Raw genomic sequence first — 22,541 nt, 5'->3', positions numbered from 1 at the left:
CAAAATTGGTGAATACCTAAGACGAAATTTTGTCCTAATTAATATACTAATGTGAATGGTAAATTGGATGGTAAAGAGGTGATATCAATGATAAAACTTATCATTTCCTCTGCAACACATAGGATGGGTTCAACTTTGTTACAAAGAATTTGTAATACTAGGAAAGAAACATTGATCTGGGGCGAACATGGTGGTGCTTTAACTGATTTTGCCAACATTTATATAAATCTGCTACATTTTTCTATTCATAGTAAAAAAGAAAGGGATGCCTATTTTGATAATGGTGAGGACGTAAATCAATGGATTGCAAGTATGACACCGGATATTCCGTATGTTGAAAAAGCAATAATTCAATCGGTAAAAAGCTTTTTTAATAATCTATATAATCAGTATAAGGATAGTCACGATTTTGTTGGATTTAAAGAAGTTAGATATGGAGAACGGGAATTGACACTATTTAGAAAATGCTATCCAGAAGCAAAGATTTTTCTCTTAGTTAGAAACCCTGTAGATACTTACGCTAGCGTTAATCGTAAGTGGTATCCAACGATTGAAGACTTTACAGAAAAGTGGAAAAAGAATGTCTCTTATTACATTGATTTAGATAAGAAGGATCCCAATGCCTTTTTGTTACGTTATGAGGATATTGTTAATAAAAGCAAGGTAACTTTAGAATTGATTTCTAAAATAACCAAGGTTTCGGTTAAAGATATCGAGGAGGTATTAAAACATAAGTTGAGGAGTACCAAAAAACCTATCACTGAAGATGAGAAAAGATTTATCATAAAAAAATGCCAACAAGTTATGAAGAAACTGGGGTATCAGGTTCAATATTAGTAGCCGTGCCAATATTCCGTAGTAATCATATAAATAAGTAAAATAAAATTTACTTTTTATTGAGGTGTTCAAATGAACAAAAATATAACGAAACATTATGGCTTAATATCTAAAGAGGATCGTCAGAGAAAAAATGGACATAAAAGTAAAATTGTATGGTTTACCGGATTATCAGGATCAGGTAAGTCTACATTGGCCGTTCATCTAGAAAGAGAATTATTTGCTAGAGGTGTAAACACCTATATTCTAGATGGGGATAACATGAGGTTAGGTCTTAATAAAGATCTTAAGTTTAGCAAGGAAGATAGAAAAGAAAATATTAGACGATTGTCTGAAGTGGGTAAATTATTCGTAGATGCCGGAATTGTCGTCTTAGTCTCAGCTATTTCACCATTTAAAAAAGATCGTGATGAAGCGAGAAAAATATTTAAAACTGATGAATTTATTGAAGTGTATGTCAAATGTTCCCTTCATGAATGTGAGCGGCGTGACCCTAAAGGGTTATATAAAAAGGCACGGGCTGGATTAATTAAAGATTTTACTGGTATTTCTTCGCCATACGAACCACCAGAATATCCTGATCTAATTCTAGAAACAGATAAGGAGTCTATTAAGAATATGGTCACTAGGTTGATAGACTATTTAGTAGATAATGGTCTATTTGAAGTATAAAGTTTGCTTGAAAGGGGTGAAAAGCATGATCCCTCCACATGGAGGTATATTAATTGATCGTCAAATAAAAAAAGTGGAACGTTATAACTATTTAAAAAAGGCAAAACTATTACCATCAATTGTATTATCTGATTGGAGTTTATCTGATTTAGAATTGATCGCCAATGGTGCCTATAGTCCTTTGAAAGGGTTTATGAACAAAGCTGATTATGAAAGTGTTTTAACTAAAATGAGGTTAGCTGACGGTACTATTTGGAGTATACCAATAACTTTACCTGTAAAATTAAAAGAAGCGCAAAAGTATCAAGTAGGTGAAGAAATTGCTCTAACAGGGCTTGATGGAACTATTTATGGTATATTAAAGTTGGAAGAAAAGTATAACTATGATAAAAAAATGGAAGCTAATTATGTGTATGGTACTACTGATACAGCCCATCCAGGAGTACAAAAAATATATGCGAAGGGCGAAATATATTTTGCTGGTCCAATATATCAATTGAATCCGTTATCTCACCATGACTTTAAATCGTTTTACAAAACCCCATCTGAAACAAGAATGATGTTCACTGAATTAGGTTGGAAGACGATTGTAGGTTTTCAAACTAGAAATCCTATTCATCGAGCCCACGAGTATATCCAAAAATCTGCCTTGGAGATTGTTGATGGTTTACTGCTTAATCCTTTAGTTGGGGAGACGAAGGCAGATGATATTCCTGCTGATGTACGGATGAAAAGCTATCAAGTTCTGATAAAAAACTATTTTCCAAATAATCGTGTTAGATTAGTTGTTTTTCCTGCAGCAATGAGGTATGCAGGCCCTAGGGAAGCTATATTCCATGCGATTGTACGCAAAAATTATGGTTGTACTCATTTTATCGTAGGAAGGGATCATGCTGGGGTAGGCAATTTTTATGGAACTTATGATGCACAAAGAATTTTTGAACGATTTTCTCAAGAAGAACTAGGAATTACTCCTTTATTTTTTGAAAATAGTTTTTACTGTAGAAAATGTGATAGTATGGCATCTTTTAAAACTTGTCCCCATGATGAAAAACATCACATCTTCCTTTCAGGAACCAAAGTAAGAAAAATGCTTAAGGATGGAAAGATTCCCCCAGTAGAATTTATGCGCAAAGAGGTAGCACAAATTCTAATTCAAGGAATGAAAAGATGACATTCGAGATTGGCTTTGTGTTAGTGGCAACTTTTATAATGTTGATAATGTTGATCATAAATGTTGCTAAACCCAGTATAATAATCTTCTTGACACTATCTCTTTTTCTTCTTACGGGGATAATAGCACCTGAAGAAGCATTAAGGGGTTTTTCTAATCAAAGTGTAATAACGATAGCATTACTGTTTATCGTAACAAATGCAATAAAAAAGGTGGGGGTATTTTATCATTTGATAGAGATTCTTTTAAACAATAGCAAAAATCCAAAAATTTCTTTTTTAAGATTAATATTGCCTGTATCGTTGTTTTCCGCCTTTTTAAATAATACTCCAATTACTATGATGTTTATTCCAGTGGTAAAAAAATGGTGCAATAATAAAGAAATTTCTCCTTCTAAGTTCCTTTTGCCATTATCTTATGCTTCCATCTTTGGAGGAATGTTAACTTTAATTGGATCATCCACAAATCTTGTAGTTCATGGAATGATGTTAGAAAATCAATTGGACGGTTTTTCAATGTTCCAATTGTCGATAATAGGAGTACCAGCATCAATATTGGGAATATTTTATTTATTCTTCTTCGGATATGATCTTTTACCAAGCCAAGTTCAAACCAAATACCAAGAAGATATTAGTAGTATTTCTTCTTTTGTAAGACCAAGGATGACAAATTTTAAAACAGTGATTGTTATCACAACATTTATTTTGATGGTTTTCTTGGTGGCTTTTAGAATCTTTACGACGTTTCAATCTGCATTAATAGCAGTTATAATCTTAATATTAACTAAAATAATCAGTCCTAAAGAAATAAAGAATATTATCGACTTTAATGTATTAATCTTAATAGCCTCTTCCTTTGGGGTTGGAGTAGCTCTTAATAAAACTGGAGCGGGATTTTATCTAGTTTATAAAATTTTACAATGGGTTACTCAATTTGGCTTAATCGGTATTATACTCTTTGTTTATATCATGACCAATTTGATTACAGAAGTGATTAACAATAACGGTGCGGCTATGATTATGTTTCCGGTCGTTTTAGAAATTGCACATCAATTAAACATCGAACCTACCCCTTTGATGATGACTCTTACCATTGCAGCATCGGCAAGTTTTTCTACTCCAATTGGTTACCAGACAAATCTATTAGTTTATCGACCAGGCGGCTATAAATTTAGTGATTATATTAAAGTGGGATTACCTTTGAATTTCATATTTATGGCTGTTACCGTTTTTATTTTGGGAATTATCTACGGGTAAATGTAAATATAAAAATCTTATTTGTAAGAAAGAGGTATTCTAATGCTTAATAGAAATCATGCTCCCTTTGTGACTATCCTTCTACCTTTTTATAATCATAAAAAATATTTGAAAAAGGCGATTGAAAGTGTTAGAGGACAAACATATCCAAATTGGGAATTGATAATATTAAATGATGGTTCAATTGATTCAATTGATGATAATATTCGCTCCTTGATTAACAATGATAAGAGGATAATTTACAAGGGATTTAATCTAAATAAGGGTAAAGGAAAAATTCTCAATTTTGGACTGAGGATAGCAAAAGGGAGTTATATTTTGGAATTGGACAGTGATGATTGGTTGCATCCAAGGGCACTTTCAAATTTTGTTGAACACCTCAACAAAGTAGATCCAAGTATCGGAGTAATATATTCCGATTATAAAGTTGTTAAGAGAACTAAAGATGGAACAAGCTATCACTTAATCAAAGGAAAACCATTTGTTGATCGTATCCACTGGGTCAAGAATTTTTTTGTTCCAATTCCTCGTTTTTATCGTAAGCAGGCATTATTAGATGTTGGAGGTTGGGTGACTAATTATCCATCTGATGGCAGATTATATGAGGATATTGCTACAATTTTAAAGTTGCTTGGAAAATATCGAATCTCTTATTTAAACAAACAGACGATCTACGTTAGAAAGCATGGAAACAACATTACCCATTTAAATCGGTATGCATGGAAACCTATTTACAAATATTTACTAGCTAAAGCTTTAAAAGAATGGAAGGAGCCTTATCTAGTATACGTTAATAAGAAAGGGAAGGTGGCAATAAAAGAAGGGAATTATAAAAATAGCAATCTACCATTAATCTCGATTGTGATTTACTTCCAAAACCATGCCAAATATCTCTCATATTTTATGCAGAGTCTGGTTCATCAGAATTATTCAAACTTTGAACTAATATTTATTGATGACCATTCTTCTGATGCTTCGATGGCAATTATAAAATCATACTTAAATAAATATCAATTAAAACATCGAGTATTTAATTTATCTTCTGTCAAAAGTAAAAAGGAGATTATGGAACAAGTATTAAACGTTGCTAAAGGTAAATATCTTATGGTCCTTTCACCAAAGGAATTGTTGAATCCTGAGGCCTTAGAGGTATTGATGTTTAAAACTGAAGCAGAATTAAGGAAAGGAAAAAAGATTATATGTACCTATGGCAGTCTCAGATCATTCAAAATTTTTCCATCTTTTAAATTTATGAGAAGCTTAAGGTCTTACCCACCAAGACCTTGTTTGTACAAGACAGAAGATTTAATAAAGATGGGGGATTGGGTGCTAAATTCTTTAATAAATAAAAAATATCAAAACAATAAAATCTTATTGGCACATTTATTAAAAAAAGGCGATTTCCTATATATTCCTAAGAATTTAAGTATGGAATTACGAGAAAGGGCTAGAAATAAAGAAATGTGAATATATTCACAATAAACACTCGTTGAATCAAGAATAATAAAAATAATCTGAAAATACAATACATTTAGAAAAAGCTTCTTTGTATTGATTTTTTGTTTATTTTCTAATAGAATACTCCGGGAGAAGTTCATAAGTTTGTAAAATTTATCACAATATTTTTGGTTACTATTGTAATATAATAACCTTGGGATGATTATTAAGGGAGTGTTGTGAAATGTTGGTTAAAGAGATCCAAGATTTTCATGAGTTTAGTTTGGATGGTTTAGCAGAGAATATTCACGTAATTTATGAGAAGGTATGTCAAGTAAAACATAAGTTGAATGAGAAGTTTGAGGTAGTTGGATCTGTAGAACATGAGACATACGAAGAAATTTCGGTTTACGAAGATTCAGGCTCCCTTGTTAAGAAAGCTAGTTATCGAATTGGAAAAGATGTAAACAACAAAGAAGAGGCTCTTAATCTAATTTCTCAACTTTTTGTTCATAAATTGAGTGCTTAAAGAAAGGCGACCAATGGTCGCCAATTTTTTTTTAATCAGATTTTATTGATTCGATAAACCTCATCAGAGCCTTTCGTTGTTTGGGAGTTAATTCAAGTGTTTTCTCCACCAAAACCTGAATATCCTCAGGTAGAGCTTCAAGTCTCTTTCCATATCCTGAACCAATCTGGTCGATAATATCCTCTAAGAGGATTTTGGACTCATCTAATGCTTTATATATTTGAATTAGAGCCTTTAATGGATTTATTTCATTCATCTATTCTGATCCCCATAAGTCAATAGTTTTTCGATTTCTTTTTTGATGATAATCAACTCATCAGTTGTTAATTTATGAACATCACGAATGACGCCTTTTAATTTCAATGTCCTAAATTCATTTAAATATGCTGGATAGGACTCGCTCTTTACAGCCATTTAATAAGCCCCTTTCAAATTTTTGCAATAATATTCTATCATCACTTTCGTCAAAAATAAACACTCATAAAGAGCTGTTTTTGGGTATTTTTGTTGAAAATTATCGGTATATTATCATTAATAGCAGTTTTTGTAGTTTTTTTAAATATATTGTATTAAAAGGAGAAACAGATACGATGGGATTTATATTGTTTATTCTGTTACTTATTTATTTGATTATCGACCGACCATTTATTAAAAATAACAAAACTAGTAGTAAAAAGATGTTTGTAGCAATTTTATTGATATTAGGATTGATACATGGCACTTACTATTGGTATTTATCAGAACAATTAAATTCAAAAATAATCTCCGGTATTTTGTTACTGGTATTATTTGTAGCTTATCTAATGAGTGGTGATCATCACGGTATTGAAGATAAGGTGGCAAGGAAGGTTTTTCGAATAATCACTTGGTTGATTATCTGGTTTTTGACATTATTTCATATGTTATATACCTAATAATAATGGTATAATTACCGGAAAAGTATTATCTTGATTGTTTGGTTTTATTGATTATTCAAGAAGTAAACGATTAGGGGTTAGAGGAGAAATGTTGTTATGAAAAAAATGATTTTACATGATATTTATATCCCACTGGGAACGGGTCTTAATTCCATTAGCTTAAATGTTGAGTCTTTAGAAGGGGATTTCGATGTCAAAAAATGGATATATCTTGTTCCCAGTTTTTCTTTAATTCCTAAGGTAAAAGAGATTATTATATCTAAACATAACTCATTGATGAAACGTATTGAAATCATGACCTTTGACCAAATGATGAGAAGGTTGGTGTCTAACGAGAATAAAAAGCTACTTACACCGTCTGAACAAGAGCTGCTCGTAAAAAGGGCTGTAGAAAAAGTCCACAATGGGATAGGGTTAAATTATTATGCGGATTCTAGAGAGAAAACTGGCTGGCTTCATAAGGTGGAAATCTGGATTGGGGAGATGAAACGTTCAGGAGTGTCTTCAGAACAGTTAATGACACTTTGGCAAGAAAATTCGGCTAAGTACCAAGAATTAGCTCATATTTATCAAGCCTATCAAGAACTATTACAAAAATACTCCTTCATAGATCATGAAGAACCCTATCATTCTTTTTTAGCCAAAGATAGCGATGCTTTCATAGCTAAAGAATATTTAGGTATCATTACCGATCAATTTTATGATTTTTCACCGCTACAGATGGAAGTCCTAAGCCGTTTAGGGGATTATAGCTATGATGTAATTATTCATCTAGCAACTGATGAACGAAGAAAAAATTTGTATCAGTGGACATATAATACGATCGATTTTTTATCCAAGTTAGGTTTTGATATTGAAGAAAAACCTTCCAATGAAAATGATCTTTTTCCTATAAAAAATTCCTTATCACATTTAAAAATGAATCTTTTTTCAACCTTTCCAAAGAAGATTGATGGACAGGATTCGATAAAGGTTCTATCTTTATCAGGTGTGAAACAAGAGATAGAAAATATTGCTGCCGAAATAAAATCTTTAGTGATAAATGATGGGATTTCGCTAGAAAAGATGGCCATTATCGCGCCCCAATTAGAAAAGTATCAATTGACTATTAATCAAATAATGTCAAAATCAGGAATACCGATTCGTTTAGTTAAAAAAGAACCTTTAATCCAAAATCCTTTCGTTCAATCAATGATTAGTTTAGTAAAAGCATTACAAGGTATAAAGAAAGATTGGATGAACATTATATTCAGTCCCTACTTCAACTTTAATAGAAAAATCGATCCCTCACGTTTAATGATGCTTCTACGGGAATTATCCTTTCCACTTTCACTAGATGTGTGGAATGAGAGATTTTTAAGATATATCAACAAAAATGAAGAAAAAAAAGAAGCGTTAAAACCTTATGATAGGGTAATGAAGCAGTTGTTTCAGTTGAAGGAATTGATTCCATCTGAGGGAAATAACCAAAGCTATGTGGAATTACTAGATTTGTTGGAACAAAAGTTAGATGTCTTCCAAAATATCAAATCTTATTTTATTGCTAATCCAACAAAGGAGTCAGCTTTTCGAGATCTCAAAGCTTATGAAGTGTGGCAGGAATTAAAACGAGAATTGATTTTAATGGATCGATTTTTGGTGAAAGCGGAAAAGATGAGTTTTTGGAATTGGATTAACTCTTTAGTTTTGGCAAGTGAAAAAAAAGAATATGACTTTACTCAAGGTAAACGTAAGGGAGTTTATCTTTTACAACCAAGTCAGATCAGAGGTAGAGAGTTTCAAGTAGTGTTTGTACTTGGATTAGTTGATGGCGAGTTTCCAAAGGCTATCAAAAATGACTGGTTACTACCTGATAAAGAAAGATACAATTTGAGAAAGCATGGATTTCATTTAAATTATTCTAGTGATTATGAAAATCTACAAAAATACCATTTTTATCAGTGCGTTCTTGCTGCAAAAAAGAAATTGTATTTGGTATATTCAGCTAGGACTGAAGATGGGCAGGAACTATTGCGTTCATTTTTTATTGATGAGTTGCTAGAACTATTTAATAATGGAACAATTGATGTGAAGGCGTTGGAAGTATCAGATATTGTACCACGTGATTGGAATAGTTGCGTATATTCTACACAATTAATAAATAAGGTATACAATGATCTCCAAAACTATGGAACTGATAGTGAAGAAGTAGAAATAGCAACATCTAAGCTTCAAACTTTGCAAATAAAATATCCTAGTTTAATAAGAACAATAAATATTGGTGTTAAAAGTGAAATTGATCGATGGAAATCCTTGAAATCTAGGTATGATGGCTATTTAGAAGAGGATACCAATCTACAACAGATCAAACAACTAATCAATGAGAAAGTATGGAGTACTACCCAACTAAATGTTGCTAATAAGTGTCGTTTTGCCTATTTTGCTGAAAATATTTTGGGATTGACGAAGTGGGATGAGCCGCAGGATTCATTAACATCGATTGAAAAAGGTGATTTGATTCATCGAGTACTACAACGTTTTTTTGCAAAATATCGTGAAGATACTGGGGAGGTAATAGATCCCAAATTTGAACAAGATTATCTTAGATTAGTAATGGATATTGCTGAGGAAGAATGGCAGACCTTTATCAATCAAGAAGGACGTTATATTAATGAAGTTTTAAGTGACCTTGATTGGCAAAGAGTTAAACAAACAATAAGACAAATAATTATTCACGAAATGACTTGGAGAAGGAAGAGTTCAAGTTATTTTTATCCAAAATATCTGGAATTGTCGTTCGGATTATCCTATGATGAAGAGATGGTAATGAGAGAGGAAGTAGATAAAGAATCGACGAAAGAAAAGGCGGTATTAACTTTAAATTCCCGTTCGATTCAAATAAGGGGAAAAATCGATCGCGTAGATGTTAATGACCAAGGTCAATTTGTAATTTATGATTACAAATCTGGAAACCCTCCAAGCAATAAAGAGGTGCGGGAAGGACATGACCAGCAATTATTAATCTATCTATATGTTCTTCAATCTTTACTAGGTTTCGATTTAGATCAGGTGATTGGTGCTGCCTACTATACTAAGGGTAGTAAAAATGGTAAAGGCGAGTTATCAGATAATCGAAATCGTGGCATATGGAGGGAGCAGTATTTAGGTGAAGTTGGAATTAGTAATCGAGTAGGCTCAAAAATAAAAGAGGAAGAATGGCATATTTGGCTAGAAAGTATGAAAACAAAACTCGAGGAATTGATAATCGAGATGGAAAAAGGGAATTTTGCTGTTTTGCCGAGTGTAGAATGTCCAAGTTACTGTTCTTACAATAAAATCTGTCGAAAAGACGAGGAAAGAATTAGAGTGAAATCAGGGATGAGGGAGGAGGAATAATGGTTTTTCCATTAACTGATGAACAGCAATTCGCTGTAGATACCTTAAATATTAACTGTATCGTTCCCGCAGGGGCTGGTTCCGGTAAAACTAGAGTATTGGTAGAGAGATACTTAAAAATTATTGAAAAATATTTTGACTCAAATCCCAACATTATTGAAGAAATTGTGGCCATTACTTTTACCGAAAAGGCTGCAAGGGAAATGAAAGAACGCGTTAGACAAGGGATGATAGTAAGAAGAGATCAAGCATTAGAGAATAATCAACTCGATAAAGCCATGATGTGGCGAGAGAACATTCAAAAAATAGAGAGAGCGACAATTTCTACTATTCATTCCTTTTGTGCTAAAGTTCTTAGAGAGTTTCCTGTTGAAGCTAATATTGATCCGGAATTTAAGGTGCTAGATAGTACGGAAACTAGCTGGATCTTAGCAGAAGTAGTAGAAAAAGAACTGATGAAAATTTTAGAATCGGAGAAGTTAAAGGGGATTTCTCCCTTATATCAATGGGTTAAAGTCGCTGGTTTTAAACGTGCTGTAAATCAGTTATTAAATTTATACAATCAAATTACTAACTCTGGGATAGAAATTAAAGAGCTTGAAAGATTAACTGAAGAAAGTTTTAATATTTCTCCATATCAATTACTAACTGATTGGGATGAATTAATAATTTCCGGAGATGAATTATACTATGGCGAAAGTAATGGGAAGAAATTCAAAGTATTTCAAGAAAAGTGGCCATATTTAAAATCACAGATATTGCAAGCTAGGGAAACGGGTTCAGCTCTAAATAGTGTTATTGATGAAATGTGTGAATTGACTAAAGGTAACCTTGGGTCTAGTGTTAAGGAACTGAGAAAAAAAGCTAATGATCAAGCTAACTTATTCAGAGAAAAATTAAAAGCTATTGATTATCACCAATTAGAAAGGGAATATTTGCTGAGTTTCTACTCGGTACTTAATTTAATAGACTCATCATTCAAGACAGAAAAGGAACGGATGAATGGGTTAGATTTTGATGACCTGCAGCTTAAAACAATAAGACTATTATCTGATAATCAAGAAGTGAGAAAAATAATTCATCGCAGAACATCTTTTTTGATGATTGATGAGTTTCAAGATAACAATCAGATTCAAAAAAAATTAATTTCTTTATTGTTAGAAGATGAAAATCGGAAGATTAGGCAAGGAAAGTTGTTTGTAGTAGGTGACCCAAAACAATCCATCTATCGTTTTCGAGGAGCAGACGTATATGTATTTAAGGAGATGGAACAAGAAATTGTTAAAAATGCTGGAAGAATAGCACCATTACGCTATAATTTCCGCTCTGATCCTAAGATAATCGAATTTGTAAACTTTTTTTTCAGTCAAATCATGTCCAATGACCCTAGTTCTCCTAATTATTATAAGGAAGCTATTGCTATGGGAGAGGTTTCAAAGGAACAAGATAATGTGGAATTTATCCCAATTTATCTTGATAGTAATGATGAAGAAAATATCCGTGAAAAAGAAGCTGAATATCTGGCAACAAGAATAAAATCGCTTCTTCAGCAAGGGATAGAAGCAAAGGAAATAGCGATCCTCTTCAGATCAATGTCCAATGTAAAGGTCTACGAACAGGCACTATTTAAAAAGGGGATACCTTTTTATGTTGTTGGAGGTAGAGGGTTTTTCCATAAACAAGAGATATACGATCTAATCAATATCTTAGAATATTTAACTGATCCTTCGAATAATATTGCCTTGGCGGGAATCCTACGCTCTCCTTTGGTTGCTATTACTGATGATACCCTTTATCAGATTATGACAAAGGAAGTATGGAATAAACCTTTTAGTAGATGGGGAGAAACTATTTCAGAAGTAAACGAAGCAGAACAAGAAAAATTGCAACATTTTATCTGGTGGATAACGTCTATAAAGCAAAAGTTAGGGAGAATCAAGGTATTTGAGTTATTAGAAGAAGTCATCGAGCTAACTAATTATCAAGCAATTCTTCTGGCGCTGCCAAATGGAAAACAAGCTGTTGCAAATATAGATAAATTAATAAGGTTAGCTAAAAATTTCCCGGGAGATAATCCATATTCAATTTTTGAATTTATGGAGCGAATTAAGAAGATGCTAGCAGATGATCTACAAGAAAAAGAGGCTGCAATTGAATCAGAATCAGGAAATACGGTAAAATTGATGACCATACATCAATCAAAGGGCTTGGAATTCCCCTACGTTTTTGTCCCTGACTTATCTAGAAGACCTGTAAATGATGATTCATTAATTAGATTTGATGCTAAATTGGGTTTAACCTGCAGGATTCATATTGATGAAGAATGGGTAGGACCAATCAGGTGGTTATTAGTGGCTAAAAATGAGAAAAAATTAGAACGTGAAGAAGCTGTACGTTTATTGTATGTTGCAGCTACGAGAGCAGAGAAAAAATTGATTTTTTCAGGTAAAATAGAAGATACAAAGGGGAAATTTGAGGTTAAAGATGTTTTACAAGCTGATACATGGAGTAAGTGGTTAGACGTAGTTCTTCAGTATCAGCGAATATCCATTGAAGATCGAATTTGGGAGTACAAAAATTTACATGGTGACATCGCTAAAATAAAGATTATTTACTATAAAGAATTGGAAGAATCTATTGTTGGAAAGAAGGATAACTTGTTTGTTAAAGAACCTCTTTCTAGCTTAAACTCTTTTCAACCTAACTCTAATATGATAGATTATACTAGTCCTATTCAAATAACATCACCAGACAACGTGTATTCTATTTCAGAAATAAAACGTTATCAACAATGTCCTAGGTACTACTTTTACTACGATCGACTTTCATTATATCAATCAATTGATTGGTTACAGGGAAAGAATGTTGATGATCTTTCCGATGATAAATCTATTGCAAACAGCGATGGTGAGGAGTTTTCTCTTATGAAATTAACTCCGATGTTAAAGGGTACCTTGGTCCATCAATTGTTAGAATATGTAACTATTTTTCCATCCCGTATTTCAATGTGGGATTCATACCTGTTGAAGTTGCTTTGGAATTACGGACTAACAAAAGAATTGGTCGGTGAGAAGAACTTAGAGGAATTCAAAGAAGAAGTTAAAATGTACCTCAATAATTTTGTGAAAAGTAGATTCTTTAACAGAATCCAAACTGTGGAGATAAAGACTGAATATGACTTTATTCTCCAATTGAAAAACGGCAAATTACATGGTACCATCGACCGGCTGGAAGTATATCCAGATGGAAAATTTACGATTGTAGATTACAAGACTGACAAAGAGATAAATATTGAACAATATAAATCACAGATAATGACTTACGCTTTGGCTATTATGAAAAACTTCGGTTTTATACCAAACAGTGGGGTCTTATATTTTATTCGCCATAATCATATTGAGGAATTTAACATTAATAAAAATAGTTTGAACGAGTGGGAATTATCTTTAGAGGACATTTTAGCTAAAATAAACAATTCCATGTCGCTAGAAGATTTTCAGCAAAACCTAGGCCAATGTTATCGTTGCCCAATGAAAGAGTTTTGCTAAAATATTTTTTCTTAAATATAGCAACTTTGTTTTTAATTAAGAGTCTTAATTTTAGGTTAGAATTATTACATGGAGGGCTGGGGTAAAATGAAATGGTTATTTAAGATGATAATAGTTCTAAGTTTAATTGTAATAATATTTACTGGATGTAATACTATAGAAAATGATAAACCAGATTCTTCAAACACAACTCAACCTGCTAAGGAAGAACAAATTGATAACAAACCTACAGATGAGAAGCCAAAAGAAGAAGGTAAAACACCCGATTCTTCTTCGATTGATAATCAAAGATTGACATTTAATGAAGCATTTCCGAAAAATATTATTGATGAGCCTCAAGTTTTTTTAGAACAACTGATACCTGGATTTAAAATGGGACTATCTAACGAAGAGGCAGAAAGACTTTTGGGTACACCTGATGTGATCAATGCTACTGAAAACGAATGGGGACAAAGGACAGAGTGGGTATATGAAGATATTAAGGGATATCAGTTTATCTTAACCTTTAATGATTTAAATGAGGTTGTTAATTTTAAATTGGTAAAATATTTAGATTCTAGAGGGGTTATTCCTAAAGTAACAAATAAAACAGCACCTAAAGATGGCGAACCAGTTACCTATACTGAACTAGGCTTTGAAGGTGTTTTATTAGGCTCCAAGATAGATGAAGTGCTAGAGCGCTTCGGAGATCCTTATAAAAGCTATTTATCTTATGACGAAATGTATGGCTATGATTTAGCGATGGTTTATAGGGGAATTACTATTCATACGATCTTAGAACATGAAGAGCCATATATTCAGTTTATCGAAACCAATGAACTTGGAACTGTAACCACATATCGTAATATTTCAGTAGGGAGTTCTATTGAGGAAGTTATTAATCGTTACGGGGAACCACCTTATGATTGGCAAGGTATGGATAGCTTAATCTATTCCACTGAGGATTTTTGGTTTGCTATAAAATTCGAAATTGAGAATGATAAAGTGGCTTCAATTAGTATTTATGAAGCTTCTTAAGGTGAATTATGTATTGATAAGTTTGTAGTAATGTTTACAATGGACTAACTTTGGTTATCAAAGAAGTTGATAACCTAGGTAGTCCTTTTTATTTATCAATAAAATAATCAAAAAAACCCAATTAAAGCCCGAGGTAAAGATCGCCAATTGACAAATAGCATCTAATATATTAACATAGTTATAAAAAGAAATTGATAATCATTATCATTAAAATAGGTGCGGAGGAGATAAGAATGTCAATAGTCATAGTTGGAGGAGATCATCTAGGGAATATAGATAAGAAGTTATATAGAATGGGTTTTCAAAGTATTTTACATATCAAAGGACGCAAAGTATCGGATATAAAAAAGTTTATACCGAAACAAACCAACGTAGTATTGGTACTTACTGATTACGTTAATCATAATTTAGCAAAAAAAGTTAAAGAGAGAGCTAAAGAAAATTCACTACCAATTTATTTTTCCAAGAGAGCCTGGAGTAGTATTTCTACTTCTCTTCAAGACATAAAAATATCGTAGGGCAATAACCGTTCCCAACTAAATTCACTCCTCATAATCTAAATTAAGAAATTGAAGGGAGTGAAATTAGTTGAAGAATAAAAGACTTTGTAAACTTTTCGCAAGATTACTAGGTGGTTCATTGGAAATGACCGATGAGATGTGCTCAGTAAGCAAGCGAAAAAATATAAAAGTTACTATTTTCGGACGTAGAACCAATTCTCCTTTGGTAGTTTACCATAGGTTCTCTTTCGAGTTGATTGACCGTAAAGGTAGAGCTTTAAATCTAGGTCAAGTTGTGGTGTTAAAGTCAGAAATAATCCCTTTTGTCTACCAATTGCAAAAAAGTGGAATTAAAGTTAGTTTGCATAATCACTGGCTAAATACAAACCCACGTTTAACCCATATACATTTTCAGTCTGTCGATAATCCAATAATTTTTGCCTTAAAGATTAGAAAAGCGATGAGATTAATTAAATAATTCAGACAATAATAAAACTTCTCAAATGTCACTTTGAGAAGTTTTAATTTTATGATTATTTTTTTAAGCGCCTGATAATATCAAGGGTAAGAGTATAAATTAATCCCGACAAAGCAGTGATGTCGATAAAGATTCCAAGTAAAGCTATACCTAATGCAGTAAATTCTCCATTTATTACCGATCTTGCATAATAAATTTTGTAGACACCAATTAAAAAGATCACTATGAAAAAAAAGTACCTTAGGAACTTTCTTTTTTTAATTATTCGATCTATCAAAAAAGCTAAAAGAATACCAATAAAAACAAATAACAAGAAGATTAGTAATATTTGCAAGGCCATCCCTCGATTCTATATGTGATACTACAATAATATATCAAATTTTGGTGCAGGTACATTAATATTTTTAAAATTGAACTTCGTATAAAAATATACTAAATACAAAAATGTTGTAAGTTTATTTTTTTTTCGATAAGATTGAAGCAAATATATGTGGAGGCTTGATCAATGTCATTGTCGTTAACAAGACGAGAACGCAAAAAAGCAGCGATGAGAGTCAAAATTGTTAATATAGCAATGGAGCTTTTCAAAAAAAATTCGGTCAAGAATATAACGATGGAGCAGATTGCTGAAGAAGTAGATATTGCTAAAGGAACTTTATATAATTATTTTCCCGCCAAAGAAGCTATTATCGCTGAATTTGTCCGAAGTAGTATTAAGGAAAAGGAAAGCGAGTTACTAAAGAAGATAAAATTATTGCCAAATACCAAAGCTCGTTTTAATTATTTTTTTCGCGAGGTAATACATTTATTTAATATGGAACCGGACATAATGCAAGCGCTAATAAAATTTCGGTTGCGTAACTTCCATGAAGCATTTATTAACGATAACTTTCGGAGTGGTGCAAAAAATATATTGGCAGAAATTATTAAGTTTGGTCAGGAAAATGGGGAGTTAAGATCAAACATCGAATTAGAACAATTAGTTAATTTTTTTGAAAATCATTTGTTTGCTAATATTATCGTACAGTTTGAAAAGGGAAGTTTACGATTATTATCAGATGAGCAAATCGACTTAATCATCGATTTGTTTTTAAATGGTGCAATGAAAAGAGAGGAGGAAGACTAATGAAGAAAGATGTGCTTTTTTTCCAAGAAATCGATAAGAATAGTTTAAAATTAGTTGGAGGTAAAGGGGCTAATTTGGGTGAACTGACACGAGCTGGTTTTTCTGTACCAGAAGGTTTTTGTGTTACAACTGAGGCCTTTGATGAGTTTATCAAAAATAGTTCGGAGATGGAAGATATTTTTAATGATTTAGCTCACTTAGATATGATGGACATTGACCAATTGTCAAAGCTTGGTAGCCGGATTCGCCAACATTTACTTACTTTAGACATTCCAAAGAATGTAGAAAAAAATATTATAGAGGCTTGGCAAGCGATCGGTGAAGATTACGCTTATGCGGTTCGCTCTAGTGCAACAGCTGAGGATTTACCTTCTCACTCATTTGCAGGACAGCAAGATACATATTTAAACATAAAAGGTGAAGATCAACTACTTATCCATGTTCGTAAATGTTGGGCGTCATTATTTACGGATCGAGCAATTGCTTACCGGGCCAAAAATGGTTTTGATCATCGTAAAGTGAGACTATCGGTGGTCATTCAGAGAATGGTGAATTCTGAAGTGTCAGGGATAATGTTTACTGCTGACCCGATTACAGGTCATCGGGAAATCGTTTCGGTCGATGCTAACTTTGGTTTAGGTGAAGCACTAGTATCTGGCTTGGTTTCAGCAGATTTATATCAGGTTCGTAATAATAAAATCATTAAAAAACAAATTGCTGATAAAAAGATAGCAATTCTTCCTAATGAAGATAGTGGAACCACCAAGCAAGAATTAGATTTAGGATTTCAAAAACAACAAGCATTGACAGACCAACAAATCATCGAGTTGGCCAAAATCGGGAAAGAAATTGAAAAATATTATGGGAAACCACAAGATATTGAGTGGTGCTTACTTGATGGGAAATTTTACATAGTACAAAGTAGACCGATTACCTCACTTTATCCAGTTCCAGAGGTTGACGATGAGAGGTTACACGTTTTCTTTTCTTTTGGGCACCAGCAAATGATGACAGAAGCTATCAAACCACTAGGTATCTCAGTTTTACGTACTTTTTTTCCGTTTGGCAAACCCGGAAATAATAAAGCAGAAAGTAATGTACTTCTTCCCGCCGGTGGACATTTATTTGTTGATTTAACTAATTTATTTACCATCAAGCGAATGCAAACTATAATACCGGAATTACTTGGTCAATTAGATCAGTTGATTGGAAGTGCCCTCAAGGAGTTTGTAAATAGGCCAGAATTTCTACAAAAGATAAAAAAAGATGCTAAAGTTCGCCGGGCGTTTTTAAAAAATTTTATACCAGTAATTACTAATATTTTTTTGAATATGTTTGTTCGGAACCCTTACCAAGCGATAGATAAAGCTGATCGTTATATTGAGCAAAGTGTTGTGGAATTTAAGGAAAAATTAGCGAAAGCTCCTAAAGAACAAAAAATTTTGGCAATTCAAGATGGGATTGGATCTGTATTTATGAAATTTCTCCAGGATATTTTTCCTTACCCAGCAGCTGGGATTGGGGCATCGAAAATATTGGCGAAATTATCACAAAAATGGTTAGGTGATGCTATTGAGGTTGAAAAATTGAATAAGTCTTTACCGGGGAATGTAACCAGCGAAATGGGGTTGGCCCTAGGTGATGTGGCGGATATTGCCCGAAAAACCCCAGAATTAATAAAATATCTAGAAGATGAAAACTTAGATAGTGTTGGGAATATTAATTTTTCAGATGTAAATCCAGAATTTGATCGTGCTTTCCAAGAATATTTAGCGAAATATGGTATGAGATGTTCTGGCGAAATCGATATCACAAAAAAACGGTGGTATGAAGACCCTAAACAACTTTTCCCTGCAATTGTAAGTCAAATTAAGAGTTACCAGCCAGGAGAACATCGAGAAAAATTTATTGAAGGTAAAAAAGAAGCAGAGCAGGCAGCAAAAACATTGATTAATCGAGTCAGACAAAGACCGATGGGATTTTTCAAAGCAAAAATTATCTCTCGACTTATAAATGTCTTTCGTAATTTGATGGGAATACGTGAACATGGGAAATTTATGTTTATTCAAATTATGGGGATTTATAAAAAAACTATTTTAGAATTGGCAGAGGAATTTGTTGAAACTGGATTATTAACTGACAAAGAGGATATTTATTATTTTTCTTTAGATGAGCTAAATCAGTTGTTTAATGGTAATATTTCAAAATCAAAGATTACTGAAATAATCAAGCAGAGAAAGGCAGAATTTGAACAATTTACTAAATTAACCCCACCACGGGTAATCACTAGCGATGGTGAAATAATTACTGGCACGTACCAAGTTGAGGCCCCACAAGGTGCGCTTATTGGTTCACCTGTTTCCATAGGGGTTATTGAAGGAAGGGCAAAAGTATTACTTCGTCCTGATCAAGGTCAATTAAATAAAGGAGAAATATTAGTTGCACCTTTTACTGATCCTGGTTGGACTCCCTTATTCTTATCTGCTGCAGGATTGGTTATGGAAGTTGGCGGGTTAATGACACATGGAGCCGTTGTGGCCAGAGAATATGGGATTCCTGCTGTTGTTGGAGTTGAGAACGCCACAAAGATAATTAAAGATGGCCAATATATTAGAGTCAATGGTAACAAAGGATATGTTGAGATACTAGATGAATAAATAATAATGAGACACTGTGCCAAACGGCTCCTCACCTATAAAAAATAAAGGCAAGAAGAACCTTTCAACATTATAACGAAGGGTTCTTTTTTATTTAATCGGAAATAATTTCGACATATTTTTTACCGCTTAATGCAAAAAAACAGTATTTTACTGCAAATATATATACATTTAAAACAAAAAAAGGTACATTATACCTAAACAAACATCTTTACCCATAGACATAACCTACTGCATCAAAACAAGACTAGTAATGAGAAGCGTAAAGTTAACTTCAGAACTTGAACTACCAACTATCCTAGCAAAAGGAGGTGAAGAATGTATTTACTAGAATCATCAATTCACTTAATGGAGTAGGAAGCTAAAAAAGGACCATATAAGAGATGGGTAACAGAGTCCAAATGGAAAAAAGTTGAGAAAAGTTATAAAGTCAAAGTAAAAAGAGGATACTGGAAATACTCATGGTGGACAGGTAGGAAGTATTGGGTAGATAGAAGCTATTACAAGACTAAATACTACTACACATGGAAGAAAGTAACCAGTGGATATTGGAAGGTAGAATATAGGACAAAATGGGTAAGGAAAACAAAGTGGACGAAAAAGCTAGTAAGAGAAGGATATTATAAATGGGAGAGCAAATGGGAAAGAAAGTATGTCAAATCTGGATACAAGAAATGGGTAGACACTAGTTATAAAAAAGAGGTTGTAGTAGATTCAGGTGGAGGATATTACAAGACATACAAGGTAACAAAGAAAGTAAAAGTAAGAGACGGATATTGGCAAGTATACCTTGTAAAATCTGAAATCCATGAAAGTAAAACACCTGGAAAAGAAGTAGCAGATGGAAATAGTGAAGCAAATGATAAGTCAACAAATGTAACCTTTAATAAAACAGTTAGTTATTCATCTTTAAAAAAACCTAAAACAGATAAAAATCAGCAAAATACAAAACTAATAAACGAAGTATTAGAATATCTTAAAGCATCAGGAAAGCAAATAGTCTTAGGTAATTATACAGATGAAGTAACACTATTAGGAACAACAGGACAAATTGGACTAGGCATACTAGGATTAGACGCAGTAGCGGATATAAGAGACATCACATATGACATACAGAATTGGGAATGGACATGGTCACATGCAGGGAAAACATTAATTGATGTAATAGGATTAATACCAGTAATAGGAGCAATAAAATACGCAGATGAAGTAGTAGAAGTTGTAAAACAAGGAGAAAAGATTAAAGGAGTATTAAAGGGACTATTAGGAAAAGTAAAAGGGATAGTCAATAAGAGAGTAGAAGAAGCTGCAGAAATATTAAAAGATGAGACTGGTGCTGTAAGATTAGGTTCTAAGGGACGAGTAAGCTTGATGAAGTATTTAGCATTGCAAAGAAATATAACTTAGATGATGCAACTTATACAGACCATATTCTCAAGAGACATGGGTATGGTTCAACAGGTTATTCTTTCAAAAGTAAGTTTAGCTCAGACTTTGACGTTCTTGGTGGAATTGATGAAGTTTTAACCGGTGGTAACTCAATTGTTAAACCAAATACTGGCGATAGAGCAGGCTATATATTTGAGCAGACTTATGATGCAGTTATTGGTTATGACAAGAAAGGTAAACCACTACACACATTGAAAGTTGTTATTGATGAAGCTGGTAATGTTATTACTGCATTCCCGAAAAAATAGGAGGTTGTGATGTCTGTTAGTTTTGTAATTGGTAAAGGAATTGAATCAGCTGAATACGCAGAAGATGCAATAGAGTTCTCAGAAGAAATTCAGCAATTCCTCTCGAAAAATCGAGATATTTTCTCGAAAGATATAAGCAAGTTGGTTGATATTGACCCATACGCTGATACATGCATTACGAGTGATGATGTCTTAGTAATTCGTGATATAGCAATATCTATCAAAAATGACATAGCGGCAAAAGAGTCAAATTCAAGTGACATGATAGATGAAGTTATTGAGTTTACAACAGAGTTGATAGACTTCTGCAATGAAGCAATGGAAAAGGGTTTAAACCTTATTGCTGTAGGAGACTAATATTATACACAAATAGCTTACATTCAAAGGCGATGTAATGGCAAATTAGCCATCGCATCGCCTTTTCTTTTGGGCGGGGCTATCCAATATCGAATGATTACAATACCTTTACTAAGACAAACATAGTCCATATAAGCTTAGTAAATTTAGTATTAATCCCCACCCACCTATCATAAATACGCACCACAATACTTTTGAAGAAAAAATGAGGGGAAAGAACCCTAAGCAAATTATTAAAAACCCAGTAAGTAGAAGATATACTACAATCTAATACAGTATACTATAGAGCCTTAAGGTGTATATATACTCTCTTTAAGGTTCCTTTTTATGTTTCTAATAGATTTCCCCACCCCGCCATTTATTTTGAATGGGAGGGGGGCGATAAATATTTTGAGATATCTAAAATGGTGCATTACGGTGCATTAAAAAATTATCAATACAAATAGGAAATATCAATAATAGATATAAGCAACAGATTAATAAGTAATATCTAATTAGGACAAATTCAATAAATATGAACAATAAGAATTTAATCATATTTCCCTTATGCTCCTATTATCGCTAATGGCGGGGGGAAGAGTAGCATAATCAATTCATTTATCTATTAGATAGAATATCTATATAGAACTATTATCTACTATGTGTATCTTATAGTACTGAGTCTTATGTAGTGTATGTATATATACTGTTTCTTGTTATTTTGTATATATGTTTTATCACTAGCGTTGCATTAATGTAGTCAGAATATTTCTTCTAATAATCACTAGTTCATAAAAAAATCCTTTATAATGGAAGTACAGGTGCTCCCTGTCCAAATCCAATATAAAGGACCATGCTTATGGACAAGGATACACTATTTTCGTCATTTGGTAAATGGATAGCTCCTATCAATTCTGTAAAATTACAACAAAAAGTAGAAGAAATGAAGCAAGACAAATACGTTAAAAAATTAACAACAAGAGCT

18 protein-coding genes are annotated in these 22,541 nt (G+C 32.8%); 15 read left to right on the top strand and 3 right to left on the bottom strand.

What is annotated here, in order from left to right; genetic code table 11:
• Nucleotides 1-87 precede the first annotated feature (87 nt).
• The 6 genes from BHF71_RS08340 to BHF71_RS08315 all read left to right on the top strand — a co-directional run bounded on the left by BHF71_RS08340 (nucleotide 88) and on the right by BHF71_RS08315 (nucleotide 5,905).
• Nucleotides 88-837: a sulfotransferase gene (locus BHF71_RS08340; RefSeq protein WP_069657208.1), complete on the top strand. Its 750-nt coding sequence runs from the start codon at nucleotides 88-90 to the stop codon at nucleotides 835-837.
• A 72-nt stretch (nucleotides 838-909) separates the two neighbouring features.
• Nucleotides 910-1,509: an adenylyl-sulfate kinase gene (gene cysC, locus BHF71_RS08335; RefSeq protein ID WP_069657207.1), complete on the top strand. Its 600-nt coding sequence runs from the start codon at nucleotides 910-912 to the stop codon at nucleotides 1,507-1,509.
• Nucleotides 1,510-1,534: 25 nt separating this feature from the next.
• Nucleotides 1,535-2,683, top strand: a complete 1,149-nt coding sequence (gene sat, locus BHF71_RS08330) for a sulfate adenylyltransferase (protein WP_069657206.1) — start codon at nucleotides 1,535-1,537, stop codon at nucleotides 2,681-2,683.
• Entirely contained in the window at nucleotides 2,680-3,939 is a 1,260-nt protein-coding gene (locus tag BHF71_RS08325) for an SLC13 family permease (protein WP_069657205.1), read from the top strand. The genes sat and BHF71_RS08325 overlap by 4 nt, the downstream gene beginning before the upstream one ends.
• 42 nt (nucleotides 3,940-3,981) lie before the next feature.
• Nucleotides 3,982-5,406, top strand: a complete 1,425-nt coding sequence (locus BHF71_RS08320) for a glycosyltransferase family 2 protein (protein ID WP_069657204.1) — start codon at nucleotides 3,982-3,984, stop codon at nucleotides 5,404-5,406.
• Between the two features lie 214 nt (nucleotides 5,407-5,620).
• The gene (locus BHF71_RS08315) at nucleotides 5,621-5,905 is read left to right on the top strand and encodes a hypothetical protein (protein ID WP_069657203.1); all 285 of its coding nucleotides are present in this window, start codon (nucleotides 5,621-5,623) and stop codon (nucleotides 5,903-5,905) included.
• Between the two features lie 31 nt (nucleotides 5,906-5,936).
• Here BHF71_RS08315 and BHF71_RS08310 read toward each other — a convergent pair whose 3' ends face one another.
• Nucleotides 5,937-6,161, bottom strand: a complete 225-nt coding sequence (locus BHF71_RS08310) for a hypothetical protein (protein WP_069657202.1) — start codon at nucleotides 6,159-6,161, stop codon at nucleotides 5,937-5,939.
• Nucleotides 6,158-6,319, bottom strand: coding sequence for a hypothetical protein (locus tag BHF71_RS12145; protein WP_176717342.1), 162 nt, complete (start codon nucleotides 6,317-6,319; stop codon nucleotides 6,158-6,160). The genes BHF71_RS08310 and BHF71_RS12145 overlap by 4 nt, the downstream gene beginning before the upstream one ends.
• 176 nt (nucleotides 6,320-6,495) lie before the next feature.
• Here BHF71_RS12145 and BHF71_RS08305 point away from each other — a divergent pair, with 176 nt between their 5' ends.
• From BHF71_RS08305 to BHF71_RS08280, 6 genes are all read left to right on the top strand, one after another.
• Nucleotides 6,496-6,819, top strand: coding sequence for a hypothetical protein (locus BHF71_RS08305; RefSeq protein WP_069657201.1), 324 nt, complete (start codon nucleotides 6,496-6,498; stop codon nucleotides 6,817-6,819).
• Between the two features lie 99 nt (nucleotides 6,820-6,918).
• Nucleotides 6,919-10,197: a PD-(D/E)XK nuclease family protein gene (locus BHF71_RS08300; RefSeq protein ID WP_069657200.1), complete on the top strand. Its 3,279-nt coding sequence runs from the start codon at nucleotides 6,919-6,921 to the stop codon at nucleotides 10,195-10,197.
• Nucleotides 10,197-13,745: a UvrD-helicase domain-containing protein gene (locus BHF71_RS08295; protein ID WP_069657199.1), complete on the top strand. Its 3,549-nt coding sequence runs from the start codon at nucleotides 10,197-10,199 to the stop codon at nucleotides 13,743-13,745. The genes BHF71_RS08300 and BHF71_RS08295 overlap by 1 nt, the downstream gene beginning before the upstream one ends.
• Nucleotides 13,746-13,832: 87 nt before the next feature.
• Nucleotides 13,833-14,762: a hypothetical protein gene (locus BHF71_RS08290; protein WP_069657198.1), complete on the top strand. Its 930-nt coding sequence runs from the start codon at nucleotides 13,833-13,835 to the stop codon at nucleotides 14,760-14,762.
• 233 nt (nucleotides 14,763-14,995) lie between these two features.
• On the top strand, nucleotides 14,996-15,280 hold the full coding sequence (locus tag BHF71_RS08285) for a DUF2325 domain-containing protein (protein WP_069657197.1): 285 nt from the start codon (nucleotides 14,996-14,998) through the stop codon (nucleotides 15,278-15,280).
• A gap of 70 nt (nucleotides 15,281-15,350) precedes the next feature.
• Complete coding sequence (locus tag BHF71_RS08280; RefSeq protein WP_069657196.1) at nucleotides 15,351-15,740, top strand: DUF1259 domain-containing protein; 390 nt, start codon at nucleotides 15,351-15,353, stop codon at nucleotides 15,738-15,740.
• Nucleotides 15,741-15,795: 55 nt separating this feature from the next.
• On the opposite strand, the gene BHF71_RS08275 is transcribed toward BHF71_RS08280, so the two are convergent.
• Complete coding sequence (locus tag BHF71_RS08275; protein WP_069657195.1) at nucleotides 15,796-16,074, bottom strand: hypothetical protein; 279 nt, start codon at nucleotides 16,072-16,074, stop codon at nucleotides 15,796-15,798.
• Between the two features lie 171 nt (nucleotides 16,075-16,245).
• On the opposite strand from BHF71_RS08275, the gene BHF71_RS08270 reads away from it, so the two are divergent.
• The 3 genes from BHF71_RS08270 (at nucleotide 16,246) to BHF71_RS08260 (ending at nucleotide 21,577) form a co-directional block, all read left to right on the top strand.
• Nucleotides 16,246-16,866, top strand: coding sequence for a TetR/AcrR family transcriptional regulator (locus BHF71_RS08270; RefSeq protein WP_069657194.1), 621 nt, complete (start codon nucleotides 16,246-16,248; stop codon nucleotides 16,864-16,866).
• Nucleotides 16,866-19,523, top strand: coding sequence for a phosphoenolpyruvate synthase (locus BHF71_RS08265; RefSeq protein ID WP_069657193.1), 2,658 nt, complete (start codon nucleotides 16,866-16,868; stop codon nucleotides 19,521-19,523). The genes BHF71_RS08270 and BHF71_RS08265 overlap by 1 nt, the downstream gene beginning before the upstream one ends.
• A gap of 1,706 nt (nucleotides 19,524-21,229) precedes the next feature.
• Nucleotides 21,230-21,577 carry a hypothetical protein gene (locus BHF71_RS08260; RefSeq protein WP_069657192.1) on the top strand — a complete coding sequence of 116 codons (348 nt, stop codon included), beginning with the start codon at nucleotides 21,230-21,232 and terminating at the stop codon, nucleotides 21,575-21,577.
• Nucleotides 21,578-22,541: the final 964 nt, after the last annotated feature.

The organism is Vulcanibacillus modesticaldus, assembly GCF_001730235.1.
Lineage (GTDB): Bacteria > Bacillota > Bacilli > Tepidibacillales > Tepidibacillaceae > Vulcanibacillus > Vulcanibacillus modesticaldus.
This window is presented reverse-complemented; position numbering and strand designations above follow the sequence as displayed.

Coding starts and splice junctions, on each gene's coding strand:
- BHF71_RS08340 (WP_069657208.1), top strand. CDS start 88: ATGATAAAACTTATCATTTCCTCTGCAACACATAGGATGGGTTCAACT.
- cysC (WP_069657207.1), top strand. CDS start 910: ATGAACAAAAATATAACGAAACATTATGGCTTAATATCTAAAGAGGAT.
- sat (WP_069657206.1), top strand. CDS start 1,535: ATGATCCCTCCACATGGAGGTATATTAATTGATCGTCAAATAAAAAAA.
- BHF71_RS08325 (WP_069657205.1), top strand. CDS start 2,680: ATGACATTCGAGATTGGCTTTGTGTTAGTGGCAACTTTTATAATGTTG.
- BHF71_RS08320 (WP_069657204.1), top strand. CDS start 3,982: ATGCTTAATAGAAATCATGCTCCCTTTGTGACTATCCTTCTACCTTTT.
- BHF71_RS08315 (WP_069657203.1), top strand. CDS start 5,621: ATGTTGGTTAAAGAGATCCAAGATTTTCATGAGTTTAGTTTGGATGGT.
- BHF71_RS08310 (WP_069657202.1), bottom strand. CDS start 6,161: ATGAATGAAATAAATCCATTAAAGGCTCTAATTCAAATATATAAAGCA.
- BHF71_RS12145 (WP_176717342.1), bottom strand. CDS start 6,319: ATGGCTGTAAAGAGCGAGTCCTATCCAGCATATTTAAATGAATTTAGG.
- BHF71_RS08305 (WP_069657201.1), top strand. CDS start 6,496: ATGGGATTTATATTGTTTATTCTGTTACTTATTTATTTGATTATCGAC.
- BHF71_RS08300 (WP_069657200.1), top strand. CDS start 6,919: ATGAAAAAAATGATTTTACATGATATTTATATCCCACTGGGAACGGGT.
- BHF71_RS08295 (WP_069657199.1), top strand. CDS start 10,197: ATGGTTTTTCCATTAACTGATGAACAGCAATTCGCTGTAGATACCTTA.
- BHF71_RS08290 (WP_069657198.1), top strand. CDS start 13,833: ATGAAATGGTTATTTAAGATGATAATAGTTCTAAGTTTAATTGTAATA.
- BHF71_RS08285 (WP_069657197.1), top strand. CDS start 14,996: ATGTCAATAGTCATAGTTGGAGGAGATCATCTAGGGAATATAGATAAG.
- BHF71_RS08270 (WP_069657194.1), top strand. CDS start 16,246: ATGTCATTGTCGTTAACAAGACGAGAACGCAAAAAAGCAGCGATGAGA.
- BHF71_RS08265 (WP_069657193.1), top strand. CDS start 16,866: ATGAAGAAAGATGTGCTTTTTTTCCAAGAAATCGATAAGAATAGTTTA.
- BHF71_RS08260 (WP_069657192.1), top strand. CDS start 21,230: ATGTCTGTTAGTTTTGTAATTGGTAAAGGAATTGAATCAGCTGAATAC.